This window comes from Hyphomicrobiales bacterium, from assembly GCA_016710435.1.
Classification (GTDB): domain Bacteria; phylum Pseudomonadota; class Alphaproteobacteria; order Rhizobiales; family Aestuariivirgaceae; genus Aestuariivirga.
On record JADJVV010000001.1, the window covers coordinates 745,818 to 765,944 of the forward strand.

The window sequence follows — 20,127 nt, forward strand, 5'->3', positions numbered from 1 at the left end:
CTCGCAGCCGCGAAACAGCGGGAAAAGCCATGCGCACAGCCACCATCAGCCGCAAGACAACCGAAACCGGCATCACCTGCACGGTCAACCTGGACGGCACCGGCACCTATGACGTGAAGACGGGCGTCGGCTTCTTCGACCACATGATGGAGCAACTGGCCCGCCATTCTCTCATGGACATCACCCTCAAGGCCACGGGCGACCTGCACATTGACGCCCACCACACGGTGGAGGATTCGGGCATTGCCCTGGGCCAGGCCGTGGCCAAGGCCCTGGGCGACCGCAAGGGCATCCGCCGCTACGCCTCCTGCGACCTGCCCATGGACGAAACCCTGACCCGCGTCGCCATCGACGTCTCGGGCCGTCCCTTCCTCGTCTTCAATTGCGAGTATCCGCGCGACAAGATCGGCGACTTCGACACAGAACTGGTGCGCGAATGGTTCCAGGCCTTTGCCATGAACGCAGGCATCACGCTGCACCTCGAGAACACTGCGGGCGGCAACGCCCACCACATCGCCGAGTCCAGCTTCAAGGCGCTGGCGCGCTCGCTCCGCGACGCCCTTGAAATCGATCCGCGCCAGAAGGATCGCATTCCCTCCACCAAGGGGTCGCTCGCCGGATGATGAAGACCGTCATCATCGACTACGGCTCCGGCAACCTCCACTCGGCCCTCAAGGCCTTCGAGCGCGCCGCGGCGGACAACGGCATCAAGGGCAAGATCATCGTCAGCAACAAGGCCGACGAGGTGGCGACCGCCGACCGCATCGTGCTGCCGGGCGTCGGTGCCTTCAAGGATTGCCGCGACGGCCTGAATGCCGTGGAGGGCATGCGCGAGGTTCTGCAACAGCAGGTGATCGCGCGCGGCCGCCCATTCCTCGGCATTTGCGTCGGCATGCAGTTGATGGCCACGCGCGGGCTGGAACACCAGACGACGCAAGGCCTGGGATGGGTGGCGGGCGACGTGGTGCGCATCACCCCCGATGACCCCGCCCTGAAGATCCCGCACATGGGCTGGAACACGCTGAAGCTCCACTCCGGCCATCCCGTGATGCAGGACATCGCCACGGGCGAAAGTGGCCTGCACGCCTATTTCGTACACTCCTATCACCTCCAGCCAACGCTGCCGGAAGACCTGATCGCCACGACCGATTACGGCGGCGCCGTCACCGCGATCGTCGGCTATGAAAATCTGGTGGGCACGCAATTCCATCCCGAGAAGAGCCAGGAACTGGGCCTCCGCCTCATCGCCAATTTCCTGCGCTGGAAGCCCTGATGATCCTCTTTCCCGCCATCGACCTGAAGGACGGCAAGTGCGTGCGCCTGAAGCTGGGCGACATGAACCAGGCCACCATCTACAACGAGGATCCCGCCGCGCAGGCACGCGACTTCGAGCAGCAGGGATTCCGCTGGCTGCATGTGGTCGATCTCAACGGTGCCTTCGCCGGACAATCGGTGAATGGTGCCGCAGTGGAAGCGATCATCAAGGCGACGAAAAATCCTGTGCAACTGGGTGGCGGCATCCGTACGCTGGCCCACATCGAAAGCTGGTTGTCGAAAGGGCTTGCCCGCGTCATCCTCGGCACCATCGCCGTACGTGATCCGGCCTTGGTGAAGGAAGCCTGCCGCCTTTTCCCCGGCAAGGTTGCCGTCGGCATTGATGCCAAGGGCGGCAAGGTGGCGGTCGAAGGCTGGGCCGAGGCCTCCTCGCTCGGCGTCATCGAAATGGCGCGGACCTTCGAAGGCGCGGGCGTCGCCGCCATCATCTACACCGACATCGACCGCGACGGCGTGCTCACCGGCATCAACTGGGATGCTACCATCGCGCTCTCCAATGCCGTCTCCATTCCGGTGATTGCCTCGGGCGGGCTTGCCTCGCTCGCCGACATTCGCCGCATGGTGCAACCTGACGCCTGCAATCTCGCAGGCGCCATCACCGGCCGCGCCCTCTACGACGGACGCATCAATGCAGGCGAAGCCCTGAAACTCATCGCGGAGGCCACATGACAAAAGTGATGCTCATCACCGGCGGCAGCCGTGGCATCGGGGCGGCGACGGCGCGCATGGCGGCAAGCCGCGGCTACCGTGTGGTCGTGAATTATGTCGCCGACCGCGCCGCAGCCGAAGCCCTGTGCGAGGACATCCGCAGCGATGGCGGCATGGCGCTGGCCTTCCAGGGCGACATGGCAAAGCTCGGCGACATCGAGCGCCTGTTCCGCCAAACAATCCTCAGCTTCGGTGCCATTGATGTCGTCGTGAACAATGCCGGCATCACTGGCAAGTCGAGCCGCCTCGATCAGGCCGACCCGCAGGTGATCGCCGATACCATCGCCATCAACACCACGGGCGCCATCTACGTGGCGCGCGAGGCGGTGAAACACCTTTCGACGCGAAACGGCGGCAAGGGCGGCGTCATCGTCAACATTTCCTCCGCCGCCGCCCTGCTGGGCAGCCCCGGTGAATATGTCTGGTATGCCGCCAGCAAGGGCGCCATCGATTCCCTGACGACCGGCCTCGCCAAGGAAGTGGCGATGGAGGGCGTGCGGGTCGTCTCCGTGACGCCGGGCATGACCGAAACCGAAATCCATGAGCGCTCCACCGGCGATGCCGCCCGTGTCGAACGCATCCGCCCCGGCATTCCCATGCAGCGCATTGGCAAGGCGGAGGAAATGGCGGAAGCCATTCTCTTCCTCGCCAGCGATGCCGCAAGCTACATCACGGGCACGACATTGCGCGTGGCGGGAGGCCGCTGATGCTGAAGATGCGTGTCATCCCCTGCCTCGATGTGAAGGACGGGCGCGTCGTCAAGGGCGTGAACTTCGTGAACCTCGTCGATGCCGGCGATCCCGTGGAAGCAGCCAAGGCCTATGACAAGGCCGGCGCCGATGAACTCTGCTTCCTCGATATCACGGCCACCCACGAAGGCCGCGGCATCATGCTCGACGTGGTGACACGCACCGCCGAAGCCTGCTTCATGCCGCTCACCGTGGGTGGCGGCGTGCGCACACTCGAAGATATTCGCGCCCTTTTGCTGGCGGGCGCGGACAAGGTCTCGATCAATTCCGCCGCCGTCGCCAACCGTCAATTCGTCAAGGACGCGGCCGGGAAGTTCGGCAGCCAGTGCATTGTCGTCGCCATCGACGCCAAGGAAGTCTCGCCCGGAAAATACGAAATCTTCACCCATGGCGGGCGCAAGGAAACCGGCATCGACGCCGTGCAATTCGCCCGCGAGGTGGAAGCACTTGGAGCAGGCGAAATCCTGCTCACCTCCATGGACCGCGACGGCACCGGCAAGGGCTTCAACCTCGCCCTTACCCGCGCCATCGCCGATGCTGTGACCATCCCCGTGATCGCCTCGGGTGGTGTAGGCACGCTCGACCACTTGGCCGAAGGTATAACGGAAGGCCACGCCACGGCGGTGCTCGCCGCCTCGATTTTCCACTTCGGAACCTTTACGATTGCCCAGGCAAAGGAAGCCATGGCGAAGGCGGGGATACCCGTCCGCATGGCAGCGGGTTCGTGATGACAACATTCAGCCAGCTGGAAATTCTCGCCAAGGAGATTGAGGCCAAGGCCTTCTCTTCCCCCGACTCTTCCTATACCGCGAAGCTGCTCTCCAGGGGCGTGGACAAATGCGCCAAGAAACTGGGCGAGGAAGCGGTGGAACTGGTGATCGCCGCCGTTGAGAAGAACAAGGCCGAGGTCACGAAAGAAGCCGCCGATGTTCTCTATCACCTGCTGGTGCTGCTGCAGGCCGCCGGCGTGTCGCCATCGGCCGTGATGGACGAGTTGAAGCGTCGCGAAGGCACCTCGGGCCTCGCGGAAAAGGCAAGCCGCCCGCATGATTGACCTCGCCGAGGACTTCGCCCGCGAAGTCTCTCCTTTCCGCCGCTTCTCGCGCAGCGAATGGGCCGAACTCCGCGCCGACACGCCCATGACGCTGACCAGCGCCGACCTCGACGAGGTGCGCTCGCTCAACGACAAGATCGACCTTGCGGAAGTGGAGGCAGTGTATCTGCCGCTGTCGCGCCTGCTCAATCTTTATGTGCAGGCCAGCCAGAAGCTGTTCCACGCCTCCAACCAGTTCCTCCACATCCGCGATCTGAAGGTGCCCTATGTGATCGGCATCGCGGGCAGCGTCTCCAGCGGCAAGAGCACCACGGCGCGCATCCTCCGCCGGCTGTTGTCGCGCTGGCCGTCGCATCCGAAGGTGGACCTTGTCACCACTGATGGTTTCCTCCTGCCCAACGCCGTGCTCGACCGTGAGGGCCTGATGCAGCGCAAGGGCTTCCCCGAGTCCTACGACCTCCAGCGCATCCTCCGCTTCATGTCCGACATCAAGTCCGGCGAGCGCGATGTGGAAGCGCCGGTCTATTCGCATCTCACCTATGACGTGATCCCCGGCCAGACGCAGGTGGTGGACCAGCCCGACATCCTCATCGTCGAAGGCATCAACGTGCTGCAGACGGGCCGCCCGCCCCGCGATGGCCGCGGCATTCCCAACACCTCCGACTTCTTCGATTTCTCGATCTTCATCGACGCCGAAGAATCCGACCTGAAGAGCTGGTACATCGAGCGCTTTTTCACCCTGCGGAGCGGCGCCTTCCAGAACCCCAGGTCCTACTTCCACCGCTACGCCAAGCTGAGCGACGACGAGGCGCGCGATACAGCAACGCGCATCTGGAACGCCATCAACCTGGTGAACCTGAAAGAAAACATCCTCCCCACCCGCCCCCGCGCCGACCTGGTGCTGCGCAAGGGCACCGACCACATGGTCCGGAGCGTCTTCCTGCGAAGGCTGTAGGGGAAGCTGTTCAACGTCAACCTGCTTGCTTTGCGTTCCGGGCGGGCGACATGCTAACCAAGGGAAAAACAGGGGCTCACGCACATCATGCCGATCGGAAAACCATCCTATTCCTACGAAGAAATTCTGGCCTGTGGGCGGGGCGAGTTGTTTGGCCCCGGCAACGCGCAGCTTCCGTTGCCGCCCATGCTGATGTTCGACCGCATCACCGAGATCAGCAAGGATGGCGGCTCGTCGGGGCTGGGCAAGGTCGTCGCCGAATTCGACATCAAGCCCGATCTCTGGTTCTTCCCCTGCCATTTCCAGGGCGACCCCGTGATGCCCGGCTGCCTCGGTCTCGATGCGCTGTGGCAGTTGACGGGCTTCTTCCTCGGCTGGCTGGGCGAACCCGGCAAGGGCCGTGCCCTCGGCGTGGGCGAAGTGAAGTTCACCGGCATGGTGACGCCCAAGGTCAAGACCGTGACCTATGAGGTCGATGTCACCCGCCTGATCCTCCGCAAGCTGAAGCTCGCCGTCGCCAACGGCGTGATGAAAGCCGATGGCGAACCCATCTATCAGGTGACCGACATGAAGGTCGGCCTGTTCCAGCCGGAAGCCAAGTAGGGGACGGCCCCTTTTAACGCATGGAATGGCCCGCGCCGTCCTGCTAGAAGACGGTGAAGACCGGTTCATTGTTCCACGGAGTGTGAAGAGAATGCGGCGAGTCGTCGTCACAGGCATGGGGATCATCTCCTCGATCGGCAACAATGTGCAGGAGGTGACTGCTTCCCTGCGTGAGGCCAAGTCGGGCATTGTCTCGGCCGACAAGTACAGGGAACTGGGGTTCCGCTGCCAGGTGCATGGTGCCCCCCATTACGATCTCGATACCGTGGACCGCCGCGCCCGCCGCTTCATGGGAGATGGCGGGGCCTGGAACTACGTGGCCATGCAACAGGCCATCGCCGATGCAGGCCTTGAAGAAAAAGACGTCAAGAACGAGCGCACCGGCATCATCATGGGTTCGGGCGGCCCCTCGACCAAGACAATTGTTGCCGCCGCCGACACCACCCGCGAGAAAGGCCCAAAGCGCGTCGGCCCCTTCGCCGTGCCGCCATCGATGTCCTCGGCCCACTCGGCCGTGCTGGCCACGCCGTTCGGCATTCGCGGCGTGAACTACACGATCTCCAGCGCCTGCGCCACGTCGGCCCACTGCATCGGCAATGCCGCCGAAATGATCCAGTGGAACAAGCAGGATGTGATGTTCGCCGGTGGCGGCGAGGAACTGGACTGGACTCTTTCGGTACTCTTCGACGCCATGGGCGCCATGTCGTCCAAATACAACGACCGGCCGGCCTCCGCCTCCCGCGCCTATGACAAGAACCGTGACGGCTTCGTGATCGCCGGCGGGGCTGGCGTCGTCGTTCTCGAAGAACTTGAGCACGCCAAGGCGCGTGGCGCCAAAATCTACGGCGAACTCGTGGGCTATGGCGCCACGAGCGACGGCTACGACATGGTCGCCCCCTCGGGCGAAGGTGCTGTACGCTGCATGCGCATGGCCATGAAGGACGTGAAGGGTGAGATCGACTACATCAACCCGCACGGCACCTCGACGCCCGTGGGCGATGCCAAGGAAATCGAAGCGATCCGCGAGGTTTTTGGCGCGAAGATTCCGCCGATTTCCTCTACCAAGTCGCTGACCGGCCATTCGCTCGGAGCAACCGGCGTGCAGGAGGCGATCTATTCCCTCCTCATGATGAAGAATGGCTTCCTCTGCGAGAGCGCCAACATCGAGGAACTCGACCCCGCATTCGAAGGTGTGCCCATCCTGCGCAAGCGGGTGGACAACGCCAAGGTCGATACCGTGATGTCGAACTCCTTCGGCTTCGGCGGCACCAATGCCACCCTCGTCTTCCAACGTTACAACGGATAAGCAGAACATGACCGACGGACTGATGAAGGGCCGCCGCGGCCTCGTAATGGGTGTGGCCAACGATCATTCGATCGCTTGGGGCATCGCCCAGAACCTGGCGAAGCATGGGGCGGAACTGGCCTTCACCTACCAGGGCGAGGCGTTCGGCAAGCGTCTGGCGCCGTTGGCGGAAAGCGTCGGTTCGAAGATCCTGATCAACTGCGACGTGGAAGACATTGCCTCCGTCGATGCCGCCTTCGCCGAACTGAAGAAGCAGTGGGGCAAGATCGACTTCCTCGTCCATTCCATCGGCTTCTCCGACAAGAACGAGTTGAAGGGCAAATACGCCGACACGACGCGCGCCAATTTCTCCCGCACAATGGTGATCTCGTGTTTCTCCTTCACGGAAATCGCCAAGCGCGCCGCCGAGATGATGCCCGACGGCGGCTCGATCCTCACCCTCACCTATGGCGGCTCACAGCGCGTGATGCCGAACTACAATGTGATGGGCGTGGCCAAGGCGGCGCTGGAAGCCAGCGTCCGCTATCTCGCCGCCGATTTTGGCCCGCAGGGAATTCGCGTGAATGCGATTTCCGCAGGCCCCATGCGCACCCTCGCAGGCGCCGGCGTGGGCGATGCCCGCGCCATGTTCAACTACCAGCATGCGCACGCGCCGCTCCGCCGCACGATCACGCTGGATGAAGTGGGCGGCTCGGCCGTCTACCTGCTCTCGCCGCTGTCCGGCGGTGTCACTGGCGAAATCCATTACGTGGATTCCGGTTACAACATCATCTCGATGCCGCGGCCTGAAGACCTCGCCAAGGTCTGATCACCAACCCTCAAGCGCCAGCTTGCCGATCATGCGGCCTTCTTCCAGCGCCGCGTGCGCCGCGATGAGGTTGGCCGCGTTGATCTTGCCCATGCGTTTCGTGAGCGTCGTGCGGAGCTTGCCGTCGTCCACGAGGCGCGCCACCGCATCAAGAAGCCGCGCCTGCTCGCTGATGTCGGCGGTCTTCTCCACGGGCCGCGTGAACATGAATTCCCAGTGGAAGGAAATGCTCTTCGTCTTGAAGGGCGACATGTCGAGCCCGTCGGCAATCAATCCAAGCCGTCCCTGCGGGGCAATGAGAGCGGCAATGTCCGGTCCATAGGGCTGGGCATTGCTGGTGCAAAAGACCAGGCCAGGCGCTCCGACACCGAGTGCCGCAATTTGCGGCGTCAACGGCTGGCTGTGGTCGATCACGTGATGCGCACCCATGTTGCGGCACCACGCCTGCGTTTCCGCCCGTGACGCCGTGGCGATGATGGTGAGGCCGGTCAATTGCCGCGCCAGCTGGATGGCAATGGAACCCACGCCACCGGCCCCGCCGATGATCAGGATCGCAGCTGCGGCACCAGGCACAGGCCGCGCCACGTCCAGCCGGTCGAACAGCATCTCCCAGGCCGTGATGGCGGTCAGCGGCAGAGCAGCGGCCTCTGCCCAATCGAGCGACGCCGGCTTGTGGCCCACGATGCGGGCATCGACAGCCTGCCGCTCCGCGTTGCTGCCCGGGCGGTCAATGGCGCCCGCATACCAGACCTCATCGCCCACCTTGAACAGCCCCGCCGCATCCGGACCGACGGCGCGCACAACGCCCGCTGCATCGTATCCCAGCACCTTTGGCCCCGCCGCAGGAGCAGAGCGCTTGCGCACCTTGGTATCGACCGGGTTCACAGAGACGGCCTTCACATCGACAACAATGTCGTGGCCCGTGGCCACCGGTTCAGGCACGGTCACATCCTCCAGCGCCTTGGGGTCCGTGACGGGGAGAGACGTGACGTAGCCGGCAGCGCGCATGAAGAAACTCCAGAAATTGCAGGGGCAGGAAGAAGAATGTGGAAGCCCGAATATCAGGCTGCGACCCTAACACAATCGTTGCGCCCCGTGACAACAGCCGCGATAATTCACCTGAAACCAGCTTCAGTGAAAGTGCACCATGACCAGCCACGACCAGCTTCTCGACAGGTATGCCGAACTCATCATCCGCTCCGGCCTCAACGTGCGGGCGGGACAGCAGGTGCTGATGACGGCGCCTTTGGAGGCCGTGGACCTGGTGCGCCGCGTCACCTTCCATGCCTACAAGGCGGGCGCTTCTCTTGTGACCACGCTCTACAGCGACGAACAGACCTCGCTCATGCGCTTCCGCCACGGGGCGGAAACTGCCTTTGATGCCGCTCCCGGCTGGCTGTTCAACGGCATGGCGGAGGCCTTCCGCGATGGTTCCACGGCACGCCTCGCCATCATCGGCGAGGACCCGTCCCTCTTGTCGAAGGAGGACCCGGAACACGTCTCGCGTGCCAACCGCGCCCGCTCCAGGGCCTACAAGCCGGTGATCGAGCAGATCACGGGCTTTGCCACAAACTGGTGCGTCGTCTCGGCGGCGACGCCTTCGCATGCGAAGTCGGTCTTCCCCCAGCTGCCGCCGGAACAGGCGCTCGCCGCCCTCTGGGCCGCCATTTTCAAATGCACCCGCGCCGACCAGCCTGATCCCGTCGCCGCATGGAAAGACCACAACGCGGCGCTGCATGCCCGCGTGCAAATGCTGAACGCAAAGCGCTACGCCGCGCTGAAATACAAAGGCCCGGGAACGGACTTCACCCTCGGCCTCGTCGACAATCACGTCTGGGCGGGTGGTGCATCGACGGCGCGCAACGGCATTCTCTGCAATCCCAACATCCCGTCGGAAGAAGTCTTCACCATGCCGCACCGCGAGCGCGCCGACGGCATCGTGCGGTCGACAAAGCCGCTCTCCTATCAGGGCTCGCTGATCGACGGCATCTCGGTACGCTTCGAGAAGGGACGGATCGTCGAAGGCACGGCGGAAAAGGGCGGCGACGTCTTCCGCAAGATGATCGAAACGGATGAAGGGGCCGCCCGCCTCGGCGAAGTGGCGCTGGTGCCGCACTCCTCGCCCATCTCGGCGTCCGGCATCGTCTTCAACGAAACCCTCTACGATGAAAACGCCGCCTCCCATATCGCCGTGGGCCAGGCCTACGCCCAGAACATGGAAGGCACGGCGGAGATGTCGGCAGAACAGAAACTCGCCGCCGGCATGAACACCTCACTCATCCACGTGGACTGGATGATCGGCTCGGGCGAACTGAACGTCGATGGCGTGACGAAGGACGGGAAGGCGGAAGCATTGATGCGCAACGGCGAATGGGTGGCGTGAAGAGGCAGGTGAAATAGATCGCCGGGTAGACAATTACAAATGGTCCTCACCCTGAGGAGCCCACGCAGCGGGCCTCAAGGGGTGTGCAACCCACGCCTCAGTCCACCGCCTTCACCTGCAACGTCGCATCTTTCACGCCGGTCACGATCACGGGTGTGCCCTGCGCCATGTCGGGGCCTGTCACGTCCCACACGCTGTCATCGATCTTCACCTTGCCGGAGCCGTTGCTGATTGCCTTGAGCAGCGTGGTGCGGCGGCCGATGTAGCCGGTCTGGCGCTGGTTCAGGTCGGGCTGGTCGCTTTTGGGCCGGTGCTGACCCCGCACATATCGCCAGGACGCCATCACAAGGATGATGGAAAGAACTGCAAAAACAGCAAGTTCACCCTGCCAGCTCATATTGTAGGCCGCATTGACGAAGCCCGTAAGCCCCGCCGCGATGGCAAGCCACAGGAGGAAGATACCCGGCATCAGCAACTCGCCAATGAGCAGCGCAAGGCCGACGACGAACCAGAACCAGTTGTCGCCGAGGAGAGGGAAGAGATCACCCATGGACGTATCCTTTCAACCCAGCGCCTCAGGGCATGCTGCGCGGGCGGCGCGGAGCTTCGGGCGCGGGCGGCGCGCCGAAGGCTTCCTTGGCGATTTCCGCGATGCCGCCGATGCTGCCGAGAATCGACGTCGCATCCACGGGCATCATCAGCACCTTCTGGTTCGGTGACTTCGCAAGAGACTCCAGCGCCTTCACGTAATTGTTGGCGACGAAATAGTTGATGGCCTGCACATTGCCCTTGGCAATGGCCTCGCTCACCACCTGTGTCGCCTTGGCCTCGGCCTCGGCTGCGCGTTCGCGGGCTTCGGCGTCACGGAAGGCGGCTTCCTTGCGGCCTTCGGCTTCCAGCACGAAGGATTGCTTCTCGCCTTCGGCCTTGAGGATGGCGGCGCTGCGCATGCCCTCGGCTTCGAGAATGGAAGCGCGCTTGTCGCGCTCGGCCTTCATCTGCCGTGCCATGGAGTCCACGAGGTCGCGCGGCGGGTTGATGTCCTTGATCTCGATGCGTGTCATCTTCACGCCCCACGGCTGCGTGGCCTGGTCGACGACGCCGAGCAACGAATGATTGATCTGGTCGCGCTGTGACAGAAGGCTGTCCAGCTCCATGGAGCCCATCACGGTGCGGATGTTGGTCATTGTCATGTTGATGATGGCGTTCTCGACGTCATGCACTTCATAGGCCGCGCGCGCCGCGTTCAGCACCTGGAAGAAGGCCACGCCGTCCACTGTCACCATGGCATTGTCGCGGGTGATCACTTCCTGCGACGGCACCGGCATCACACGTTCCATCATGTTGATCTTGTGGCCCACGCGATCGATGAACGGCACGATCAGCCCGAGGCCCGGCTCCAGCGTGTGCACATATTTGCCGAAGCGCTCGACCGTGTAGTTGTACCCTTGCGGCACCATGCGGATGGCCCGCAGCAGGTAGAACACCACCACCGCAAGCAGGATGATGACGAAAATGCCAAGGCCTTCAGGCATGCGAACCTCCGGTTGAATGTCCCGACAATATGGGACGCCCCGGTGAATCGCACAAGATTGTCAGACCCAGCCGGTGAGTTCTTCCCCGGCAATGGTTTGCAGCATCTGAATGGAACGCGGGGAATCGTTAAGACAAGGCACCACCGAGAACTGCTCGCCGCCCTTTTCCAGGAAGGTTTCCTTGAGCCCGATCGCCAGTTCCTCCAGCGTCTCCACGCAATCCGAGGCGAAGCCCGGCGAGATGAGAAGCAGCTTCTTCACCCCCTGCGAAGGAAGCTCTTCCACCGTGTCCTGGGCGTAGGGCTTGAGCCATTCCGCCTTGCCGAAGCGCGACTGGAAGACGACCTGCAGATCATTCTTCGACATGCCCAGCCGCTCCCGCAGCAGCCGCGCCGTCTTCTGGCACTGGCAATGATAGGGATCGCCCTTGTCGAGATATTCCCTGGGCAGGCCGTGGAAGGCGACGAGGATGCGGTCCGGCGTCCAGCCCAACTGGTCCATGTGGGCTTTCAGGCTGTCGGCAATGGCGGCGACATAGGCGGGGTGCGCGAAATAGGGCGGCACCACGCGGATCATCGGCTGCCAGCGCATGGTCAGGAGCTTCTCGTAGACCTTGTCCAGTGCCGTGGCCGTGGTCGCTGCGGAATATTGCGGATAGAGCGGAAACAGCACGATGCGGTCGCAGCCCTGGTCCTTCAGGGCCTGCACCCGCTCCGCCACGGGCGGCAGTCCGTAGCGCATGGCCCAATCCACGACCAGAGTGCCGGCACGGCCCAGCGCCGCCGCCAGTTTTTCGGCCTGGGCGCGCGTGAAGGTCTTGAGCGGCGACTCGTTCCGCTCCCGATTCCAAATCTGCTCATAGGCATGGCCGGATCGTTTCGGCCGCGTTGTGAGAATGATGCCGTTGAGGATCAGCCACCACAGCACCCGGTTCACCTCGATCACGCGCCTGTCCCAGAGGAACTCCCTCAGGTAGCGGCGCATCGACCAATAATCGGTCGCCTCCGGCGTGCCGAGGTTCAACAGCAGCAGCCCGGTCTTGCGCGAGGGGATGGGCGGATGGCCCGGCGGCAGGTGGGGATTGGAAATGTCTGGCATGATCAACTTCAACGGACCGGATTGAGCGCCGGATTGCGCCTCCCTTAGCGCGGACGACGCGCTCTGCGAAGCCATTGTGCAACACGGCGCGCGCCCCATCGGCACGCATGCCACGCCGTCGGCGCGCACGAATGGCAGCGCCCTCCGCCGCAAGTCGCGCTAAGCTGCCGCCTGATTCGTTGCCACGGGGGGCCGTGTGATGGACGGGCTGGGATCATGAGGGACACAATACCGGACGGGCTGGAACATGCCGGAGCACTGACGCGCCATTGGCGCCAGTTGTTCGCGGCGGCGCTGCTGCTGCTCACAGGCCTCGTCTTCACGGCGGCCGGACGCTTCAACCGCGTCGACGTGCCGGACCTTCTTTGGCTCGCGCTCATCATCTTTGCCGCCCTCGCGGTGGCGGCCCAACCCGCCCCTCTCGCCCGCACGCGAACGCCAGCGGCCGAACCGGTGCGGGAGACCGCCGGGGAGACGCCCGCATCGCAGGTCATCTTCGCCGCCGCCAGTCATGAACTGCGCACGCCGCTCAACGCCATCGTGGGATTTTCCGAGTTGTTGCGCGATGCGGAGACATCCGGCACGGGCGGGCGCCAGCGCGAGGAATTTGCCGGCGCCATCGTCAGCAATGCCCGCCAGTTGCAGCAGCGCCTGAATGACGTTCTGGATGCCAACCGCCTGTCCAGCAAGTCCCTGAACCTCGCCGAGCAGGCCTGTGATCTGGCGGAGATCATCGAGGTGGTGTGCCGCGACCGCTATGATGCAGCCGCAGCGCGCGGCGTCACCATCGTGGCGCGGATCGCCGATGGCATCGCCTGTCACGGAGACGCCAACCGCCTGCGCCAGGCCATCGCCTGCGTGATTGACAACGCCATCGCCTTCTCGCCGGGAGATGGCATCATCAACGTCAACATGCTGCGCGGCGAAGGCGGCGGCCTTGTCGTCACGGTGACGGATGCGGGGCCTGGCATTTCCCCCGAAGACAGCGCCCGCGCCTTCGAACCTTTCCGCCAACTGGATGAAGGTGCTGCGCGCCACCATGCCGGATTGGGTCTCGGCCTTTACATCGCCCGGGGCATCCTGCGCCTTCACGGAGGCGACGTGACGCTGGAGAGCAGTCCTGCCGCCGGCACCGAGGTGCGGCTGTTTATTCCCGCCGCGCGGGTGAACTGGATGACACTTCCCGCAGCCCCCCTTGCACAAGCAAGCCACGTTGCCTGACTGCTGATTCTCCGGCACACTTCGTGCCATGGCAAAGACACCGAAACCGTCACCGCGCCGCAAGAATGCGGCCAAGCCCTCCCGCACACCGGCTGCGAAGGCAATCCGCCGCCGCGCCTCCGCCATGATGGGTGCAGTCTACGCCGCATCAGCCAAAGGCACCCAGGCCGCGATCTTTGGCGCGCCCCATGGCACCCCCTACAAGACCATCGACAACCGTCCCCATGCCGGTGCCGCCGACGCGGTGCGAACCGCCCTGGCAAGTGATGCGCTGTGGCTCGACCATTGGGACTTCGATTTCGGCAGCAGGCTTCTGCCCGATCAAGGCTTCAAGGCCGTCGACCTCGGCGATCTGGCAACAGCAGCAAAGGACGGCAAGGGCAACCGCCGCAAGATCGAGGCACAGACGAAGGCCATCCTCGATGCGGGCGCCGTGCCCATCATGGTGGGCGGCGACGACAGCGTGCCCATCCCCTTTCTCGCGGGCTTCGCAGGCGGACCACCCATCACCATCGTGCAGATCGATGCCCATATCGACTGGCGTCAGGAACGCGAGGGCGAGCCCCTCGGCTTTTCCTCCACCATGCGCCGCGCTTCCGAGATGCCCCATGTCTGGCGGATCGTGCAGGCGGGCGCGCGCGGCATCGGCAGTGCCCGGCAGGGTGAAGTGGACACCGCCATCGCCTGGGGTGCGCGCATCGTGCCCGGAAACACGCTGCATCGCGACGGCGTTGAAAGCGTGCTGCAACATGTCGAGCCGGATTCGACCTGTGTCATCTCCCTCGACCTTGATGTGCTGGATTCCTCGGTGATGCCGGCGGTGGCCTATCCGTCGCCTGGCGGTCTCTCATTCCTGCAGGTGACAAACCTGATCGCCGGCATTGCCGCCAAGGCGCGGATCGGCGGTTTTGCCATGGTGGAATTCGTACCCGCCAAGGACCGCAACAGTGTTGCCGCCCTGGTGGCGGGGCGGATTGCCATGCATGTGCTCCACCACATCGCCAAGCAGGCGCGGTGACGGAGGCCTCGCCCTCGCCAACGCGTGTGTTCCTGCGGATCGGCCTCCTCTCTTTCGGCGGGCCTGCCGGCCAGATTGCGCTGCTTCACCGGGAACTGGTGGAGGAGCGGCAGTGGTTGCGCGAACGGGATTTCCTCGCCGCCCTCAATTTCTGCATGCTGCTGCCGGGTCCGGAAGCGATGCAGCTTGCGACCTATGCCGGATGGAAGCAGGGCGGCGTGCGCGGCGGACTGATCGCCGGGCTTCTCTTCGTCCTGCCGGGCGCGGCCGTGATCTTCGCGCTGGCAGCGGTCTACATCCTGTTCGGCACCGTGCCTTTCGTCGCCGCCATTCTGTGGGGCATGAAGGCGGCCGTGCTGGCGATAGTGCTGGAGGCCCTGCTGAAGGTATCGCGCCGCGCCCTCACGTCGGCGGCCGACTGGATCACGGCGGCGCTGGCCTTCGTCGCCCTCTTTGCCTTCGCGCTCCCCTTTCCGCTTGTCGTGCTGCTGGCGGGAATGGCGGGTTTCCTGCAACGCGGGGATGGAGCGCCTGATGTCATTGCCGTCCCGCGTCCCTCCCGCACGGCCACGCTGCGCACCCTCGCGACAGGGCTGTTCGTGTGGCTTGCGCCGCTGGCGGCCCTGCATCTCCTGCCCGGCAGCGATCACATCTATGCAAAACTGGGCCGCATGTTTTCCGTGCTCGCCATCGTCACCTTCGGCGGAGCCTATGCCGCCCTCACCTCGCTCGGTCAGACCATGGTGGAGCAGACGGGATGGCTCACCACCCGCGAGATGGTGGACGCCTTGGCGCTGGCGGAAACAACGCCGGGACCGCTCATCCTAGTGGGCCAGTTCGTGGCCTTCCTCGCCGCCGCGAAACAGGAGGGCAGCCTGTGGTCTGGCCTCGCGGGCGGAGTGGTTTTCCTGTGGATGACTTTCGCGCCCTGCTTCCTGTGGATTTTTGCGGGCGCCCCCTGGATCAATTACCTGCAATCGCGCCCGCGCCTCGCCGCCGCCCTCTCCCGCATCACGGCGGCGGTTGTCGGCGTCATCCTGAACCTCAGCCTCTGGTTCGGCCTGCATGTGCTCTTTGCGAAAGTGGAACGCCTGCCGGGACCCGTGCCCCTGTGGTGGCCGGAGCTTGCGGGCTTCGACCCGGCTTCGGCCGTGCTGGCGCTGCTGGCCGGTGTTGCCCTGCTCTGGGCGAAGCTGGGCATTCCCAAAACGCTGGCCTTGGCGGCAATGGCCGGGCTAATATGGCAGCTTGTCGTCAACTGACCTGGAGATCAAGGTGAAGTCGCGCGCGCCCTCGTCAAAGCCGTTGGTCGGCCTTCCGGCTGATACCTATGAGAAGGATGGCTTCCTGTTCCATTCACTCGGCGACAAATATGTCCGTGCACTGACGGATGTCGCCAATGTCGATGCGGTGATGATCCCTTCGCAGCTCGATCACGGCAATCTCGACGGCATGCTCGCCCATTTCGACGGTATTCTCATGACGGGTGCGGTCTCCAACGTGCATCCCCCGCATTATGGCGAAGATCCCACGGCGGACCACGAACCCTACGACCACCGCCGCGATGCCACCACCCTGCAACTCATCAAGGCCGTGATCGCGCGCGGTATTCCCCTGTTCTGCATTTGCCGCGGCTTCCAGGAACTGAACGTCGCCATGGGCGGGTCGCTGGAGACGGAATTGCAGCGCGTCGAGGGCCGTCTCGACCACCGCGCGCCCAAGTCCGACGATGTGGACGTGCGCTATGCGCCGCGCCATTCCATTGCCATCACACCCAACGGCTTCCTGCACCGCGTGCTCGGCAAGGACGAAACCATGGTGAACACCATCCACCGCCAGGGCATCAAGCGCCTGGGCGAGGGACTGGCCGTGGAAGCAACCGCGCCGGATGGCGTGATCGAGGCCGTGTCGGTGAAGACCGCCAAAGCCTTCGCCTTCGGCACCCAATGGCACCCGGAGTTCAAGGCCGCGAACAATCCCGACTCGGTGAAGCTCTTCACCACCTTCGGCGATGCCGTGCGCGCCCACGCCCGTTCGCGTGGCGAGACGCATTTCGTGGGGCGCGTGGCGTAAGCCATTAGTGAAAATCCCGGCTCCTCGGCAGCACGCGGATGTTGCGGGGATGGCGGGTTGAGCTTTGCTGGTGTTGCGCGGGGTCTGGCCCCGGCTTCTTCACTTCATCGGCACGCGCCGTGGTGCTGCGCAACGTCAGGCCATCCTCGGTGAGGGACGAGAGCCAGTGCGTCTTGTCCTCGATGCGGTTGGCGACGACGTGGATGATGTCGCCAGCCCGCTGCACCCGTCCCCGGATCAGCATCAGCCGCGCCCCCATCACGGTGGACCTGTGCGCCTCCAGCACATCCGGCCAGATCACCGCGTTGCACACCGAAAACTCGTCCTCGAGAGTAAGGAAGACAACCCCCTTCGCCGAACCCGGCCGCTGACGCACCAGCACCACGCCCGCAACCGATACGGCACGGCCGTTGCGCAGGGATTTCAGCGCCCCGTTGTTCGTCACCTTTTCCGCCGCGCAGCGCGCCCGCAGGAAGTGCATGGGATGCGCTTTCAGCGACAGCTTCACCGTCTGGTAATCGTTCACCACATGCTCGGAGAGTGGCATCTCGGGCAGCGGCACGGGCTGCTCCGCCCCCTGGTCCCGTTCCTCAGCGAAAGCAAAGAGCGGCAAGGGCGCCCGCGCCTTGGCCAGCGCCGTCACCTCCCACAGGCCCTGCCGCCGGTCGAGACCGAGGGAGCGGAAGCAATCGGCGGCGGCCAGTTTCTCCAGCGCCGGAACAGGAAGGCCGAGGCGCAGAAGATCCGTCATTCCCGACAGGCGCCGCTGCCCCGCAGGGCAGAGAAGCGGAGTGGCATCCCGTTCCCGCAAACCATCCACCTCACGAAAGCCGAGTCGCACGGCAATCGCTCTGCCGCGTTTCTCCAGCACGGAATCCCACTGTGAGAAGCTCACATCGACAGGCAGCACCTCGACGCCATGTTCGCGGGCGTCGCGGACGATCTGGGCCGGCGCGTAGAAGCCCATGGGCTGCGAATTGAGCAGCGCGCAGGCGAACACCGCCGGATAGTGGCACTTGAGCCAGGCCGAGACGTAAACGAGATGCGCGAAACTTGCGGCATGGCTTTCCGGGAATCCATATTCGCCAAAGCCCTTGATCTGGTTGAAGCAGCGCGCGGCAAAGTCCGGGTCGTAGCCGCGTTCCACCATGCGGCTCACCATTTTCTGTTCCAGCCGCCCGATGGTGCCGCGCCGCCGGAATGTGGCCAAAGCCTTGCGCAACTCGTTGGACTCCGCCGGCGTGAATTCCGCCGCCACCATGGCAAGTTTCATCGCCTGTTCCTGGAACAGCGGCACACCCTTGGTGCGGCCCAGCACCTGGCGCAATTCATCCGGCGGCCCGAAATCCGGGTGGGGCGCGGGATAGTCCTCGGGCTCAAGACCATCGCGCCGCCGCAGATAGGGATGCACCATGTCGCCCTGGATGGGACCGGGCCGCACGATCGCCACCTCGATCACCAGATCATAGAAGCGCCGCGGCTTGAGGCGTGGCAGCATGTTCATCTGCGCCCGTGACTCCACCTGGAACACGCCGATGGAATCCGCCTTGCACAGCATGTCATAGACGGCCGCATCTTCGCGCGGCACGGTGGCCAGAACATATCTGTGCCCATACCACGCCTCGATGAGCTCGAAGCTCTTGCGGATGCAGGTGAGCATGCCCAGCGCCAGCACATCGACCTTCAGCATGCCGAGCGTATCGATGTCGTCCTTGTCCCACTCGATGACGGTGCGGTCATCCATCGCCGCATTGCCGATGGGCACCGTCTCGTCCAGCCGCTCGCGCGTGAGAATGAAGCCGCCCACATGCTGCGAGAGATGACGCGGGAAACCGGCAATCTCGGCGGCAAGTTCCAGCACGCGGGCGAGATGCGGATCATCCGGATCAAGGCCGATCTCCTTCAGCCGCTTCTCCTGCAACTCTTCCGGCATCATGCCCCAGATGCTTCCGGCCAATACGCCCGTCACGTCTTCGGAGAGCCCCATGACCTTGCCCACCTCGCGCATGGCCGAGCGCCCGCGATAGGTGATGACGGTGGCGGCAAGCCCGGCACGCTCGCGCCCGTAGCGCCGGTAGAGATACTGGATCACCTCCTCGCGCCGCTCATGCTCGAAGTCGACGTCGATGTCGGGCGGCTCCTTGCGCTCTTCCGAGATGAAACGCTCGAAGAGAAGATCGATCTGGTTGGGATCAACCGCGGTGATGCCGATCACGTAGCAGACCGTGGAGTTGGCAGCGGAGCCCCGCCCCTGGCAGAGGATGGGTGGATCGAGGCTGCGGGCGAAGCGCACGATGTCATGGACGGTAAGGAAATACGGCGCGTAGTCGAGCTTCTCGATCAACACCAGTTCCTTGGCGATGTTGCTTTTGATCTTGGCGGGGAATGCCCTCGGGGTAGCGCTCCCGGGCGCCCTCCCAGGCCAGATGCGAGAGATAGGCCTGCGGATCGAGTCCCGCCGGCACCGGCTCTTCAGGATATTCGTAACGCAGTTCATCGAGCGAGAAGAGGCACGCCTCCGCAACCGCGACGGTGTTGGCAATGGCGTCGGGATAGGCGCGGAAGAGCCGCGCCATTTCATCCGGCGTCTTGAGGTGCCGCTCGGCATTGGCCTGCAGCTTGTAGCCCGCTTCCGCCAGCGTCACCTTCTCGCGGATGCAGGTGAGCACATCCTGCAGGGGCCGCCGGTCGGCATGATGGTAGAGCACGTCGTTGATGGCGAGCAGCGGCACGCCGGCGCTGCGCGCCCGCGCGGCACTCTCGGCCAGCCGCGCCGTGTCGCGCCCGTCGAAACGGCAGGAGAGCGCCAGGTGAAGCGGCGCGGCGATGATGGCCTTGACCTCCTCCAGCCGCACCGCGTGGTCCTGCGGCAAGGCAAAGAGCGTGCCCTCGGAAAAATCCCGCACATCTTCCAGCGTGAGCAGGCATTGCCCCTTCTCCGCCCGCCGCTGCCCCAGCGAGAGAAGCCGGCACAGGCGCCCATAGGCCTTGCGGTCCGTGGGCCAGGCAAACAGGTCCAGGCCGTCGCGCATCACCAGCCGCACACCCACCAGGAAACGCAGGCCCGCATCCTTCGCCGCACCATGGGCGCGCACGATTCCCGCAAAGCTGTTGCGGTCGGTGACGGCGAGGGCCGAAAGCCCCAGGTGCTTCGCCTGCAGCACAAGTTCCTCCGCATGCGATCCGCCCTGCAGGAAGGAGAAGTTGGAAGCGCAGGCGAGTTCGGCATAGCGGTTCATGATGCAGCCCTCTCGTGGTTCCTCATGCCGATAGTCCGTGTA

General features: G+C 64.2%; 19 protein-coding genes and 1 pseudogene. 15 read left to right on the top strand and 5 right to left on the bottom strand.

Annotation, left to right across the window (positions count from 1 at the left end):
• Positions 1 to 29 precede the first annotated feature (29 nt).
• The 10 genes from hisB to fabI all read left to right on the top strand — a co-directional run bounded on the left by hisB (position 30) and on the right by fabI (position 7,518).
• Positions 30 to 623, top strand: a complete 594-nt coding sequence (gene hisB, locus IPM06_03615) for an imidazoleglycerol-phosphate dehydratase HisB (protein ID MBK8769503.1) — start codon at positions 30 to 32, stop codon at positions 621 to 623.
• Positions 623 to 1,273, top strand: coding sequence for an imidazole glycerol phosphate synthase subunit HisH (hisH, locus tag IPM06_03620; GenBank protein ID MBK8769504.1), 651 nt, complete (start codon positions 623 to 625; stop codon positions 1,271 to 1,273). The genes hisB and hisH overlap by 1 nt, the downstream gene beginning before the upstream one ends.
• Complete coding sequence (gene hisA, locus IPM06_03625; protein ID MBK8769505.1) at positions 1,273 to 2,004, top strand: 1-(5-phosphoribosyl)-5-[(5-phosphoribosylamino)methylideneamino]imidazole-4-carboxamide isomerase; 732 nt, start codon at positions 1,273 to 1,275, stop codon at positions 2,002 to 2,004. The genes hisH and hisA overlap by 1 nt, the downstream gene beginning before the upstream one ends.
• Positions 2,001 to 2,750, top strand: coding sequence for a glucose 1-dehydrogenase (locus tag IPM06_03630; protein MBK8769506.1), 750 nt, complete (start codon positions 2,001 to 2,003; stop codon positions 2,748 to 2,750). Before hisA ends, IPM06_03630 begins: the two co-directional genes overlap by 4 nt.
• Positions 2,750 to 3,520 (top strand): imidazole glycerol phosphate synthase subunit HisF, encoded by a 771-nt coding sequence (gene hisF, locus IPM06_03635; protein MBK8769507.1) that lies wholly within the window; start codon positions 2,750 to 2,752, stop codon positions 3,518 to 3,520. Before IPM06_03630 ends, hisF begins: the two co-directional genes overlap by 1 nt.
• Positions 3,520 to 3,846 carry a phosphoribosyl-ATP diphosphatase gene (locus tag IPM06_03640; protein ID MBK8769508.1) on the top strand — a complete coding sequence of 109 codons (327 nt, stop codon included), beginning with the start codon at positions 3,520 to 3,522 and terminating at the stop codon, positions 3,844 to 3,846. Before hisF ends, IPM06_03640 begins: the two co-directional genes overlap by 1 nt.
• Positions 3,839 to 4,801: a type I pantothenate kinase gene (locus IPM06_03645; protein MBK8769509.1), complete on the top strand. Its 963-nt coding sequence runs from the start codon at positions 3,839 to 3,841 to the stop codon at positions 4,799 to 4,801. The genes IPM06_03640 and IPM06_03645 overlap by 8 nt, the downstream gene beginning before the upstream one ends.
• 87 nt (positions 4,802 to 4,888) lie before the next feature.
• Positions 4,889 to 5,404: a 3-hydroxyacyl-[acyl-carrier-protein] dehydratase FabA gene (fabA, locus tag IPM06_03650; GenBank protein ID MBK8769510.1), complete on the top strand. Its 516-nt coding sequence runs from the start codon at positions 4,889 to 4,891 to the stop codon at positions 5,402 to 5,404.
• 91 nt (positions 5,405 to 5,495) lie between these two features.
• Positions 5,496 to 6,710, top strand: a complete 1,215-nt coding sequence (gene fabB / locus IPM06_03655; GenBank protein ID MBK8769511.1) for a beta-ketoacyl-ACP synthase I — start codon at positions 5,496 to 5,498, stop codon at positions 6,708 to 6,710.
• Between the two features lie 7 nt (positions 6,711 to 6,717).
• Positions 6,718 to 7,518 (top strand): enoyl-ACP reductase FabI, encoded by an 801-nt coding sequence (gene fabI / locus IPM06_03660; protein ID MBK8769512.1) that lies wholly within the window; start codon positions 6,718 to 6,720, stop codon positions 7,516 to 7,518.
• On the opposite strand, the gene IPM06_03665 is transcribed toward fabI, so the two are convergent.
• Positions 7,519 to 8,526, bottom strand: a complete 1,008-nt coding sequence (locus IPM06_03665; GenBank protein MBK8769513.1) for a zinc-binding alcohol dehydrogenase family protein — start codon at positions 8,524 to 8,526, stop codon at positions 7,519 to 7,521.
• 139 nt (positions 8,527 to 8,665) lie between these two features.
• On the opposite strand from IPM06_03665, the gene IPM06_03670 reads away from it, so the two are divergent.
• Entirely contained in the window at positions 8,666 to 9,901 is a 1,236-nt protein-coding gene (locus tag IPM06_03670) for an aminopeptidase (protein ID MBK8769514.1), read from the top strand.
• 97 nt (positions 9,902 to 9,998) lie between these two features.
• Here IPM06_03670 and IPM06_03675 read toward each other — a convergent pair whose 3' ends face one another.
• From IPM06_03675 to IPM06_03685, 3 genes are read right to left on the bottom strand one after another with little or no spacing between them, the layout of a single operon-like run.
• Positions 9,999 to 10,451 carry an NfeD family protein gene (locus tag IPM06_03675; GenBank protein MBK8769515.1) on the bottom strand — a complete coding sequence of 151 codons (453 nt, stop codon included), beginning with the start codon at positions 10,449 to 10,451 and terminating at the stop codon, positions 9,999 to 10,001.
• A 25-nt stretch (positions 10,452 to 10,476) separates the two neighbouring features.
• A complete protein-coding gene (locus IPM06_03680) occupies positions 10,477 to 11,436 on the bottom strand; it encodes an SPFH/Band 7/PHB domain protein (protein ID MBK8769516.1) in 960 nt (319 codons plus the stop codon).
• Positions 11,437 to 11,496: 60 nt separating this feature from the next.
• The gene (locus tag IPM06_03685; protein ID MBK8769517.1) at positions 11,497 to 12,534 is read right to left on the bottom strand and encodes a ferrochelatase; all 1,038 of its coding nucleotides are present in this window, start codon (positions 12,532 to 12,534) and stop codon (positions 11,497 to 11,499) included.
• 216 nt (positions 12,535 to 12,750) lie between these two features.
• On the opposite strand from IPM06_03685, the gene IPM06_03690 reads away from it, so the two are divergent.
• From IPM06_03690 to IPM06_03705, 4 genes are read left to right on the top strand one after another with little or no spacing between them, the layout of a single operon-like run.
• Positions 12,751 to 13,755 carry a HAMP domain-containing histidine kinase gene (locus IPM06_03690; protein MBK8769518.1) on the top strand — a complete coding sequence of 335 codons (1,005 nt, stop codon included), beginning with the start codon at positions 12,751 to 12,753 and terminating at the stop codon, positions 13,753 to 13,755.
• A gap of 28 nt (positions 13,756 to 13,783) precedes the next feature.
• The gene (locus tag IPM06_03695) at positions 13,784 to 14,773 is read left to right on the top strand and encodes an arginase family protein (protein ID MBK8769519.1); all 990 of its coding nucleotides are present in this window, start codon (positions 13,784 to 13,786) and stop codon (positions 14,771 to 14,773) included.
• Complete coding sequence (chrA, locus tag IPM06_03700; protein ID MBK8769520.1) at positions 14,770 to 16,035, top strand: chromate efflux transporter; 1,266 nt, start codon at positions 14,770 to 14,772, stop codon at positions 16,033 to 16,035. Before IPM06_03695 ends, chrA begins: the two co-directional genes overlap by 4 nt.
• A gap of 13 nt (positions 16,036 to 16,048) precedes the next feature.
• Positions 16,049 to 16,846, top strand: a complete 798-nt coding sequence (locus IPM06_03705; protein MBK8769521.1) for a gamma-glutamyl-gamma-aminobutyrate hydrolase family protein — start codon at positions 16,049 to 16,051, stop codon at positions 16,844 to 16,846.
• Between the two features lie 4 nt (positions 16,847 to 16,850).
• Here the strand turns inward: IPM06_03705 and IPM06_03710 are convergent.
• Positions 16,851 to 20,085 (bottom strand): annotated as a pseudogene (locus IPM06_03710) (error-prone DNA polymerase).
• Positions 20,086 to 20,127: the final 42 nt, after the last annotated feature.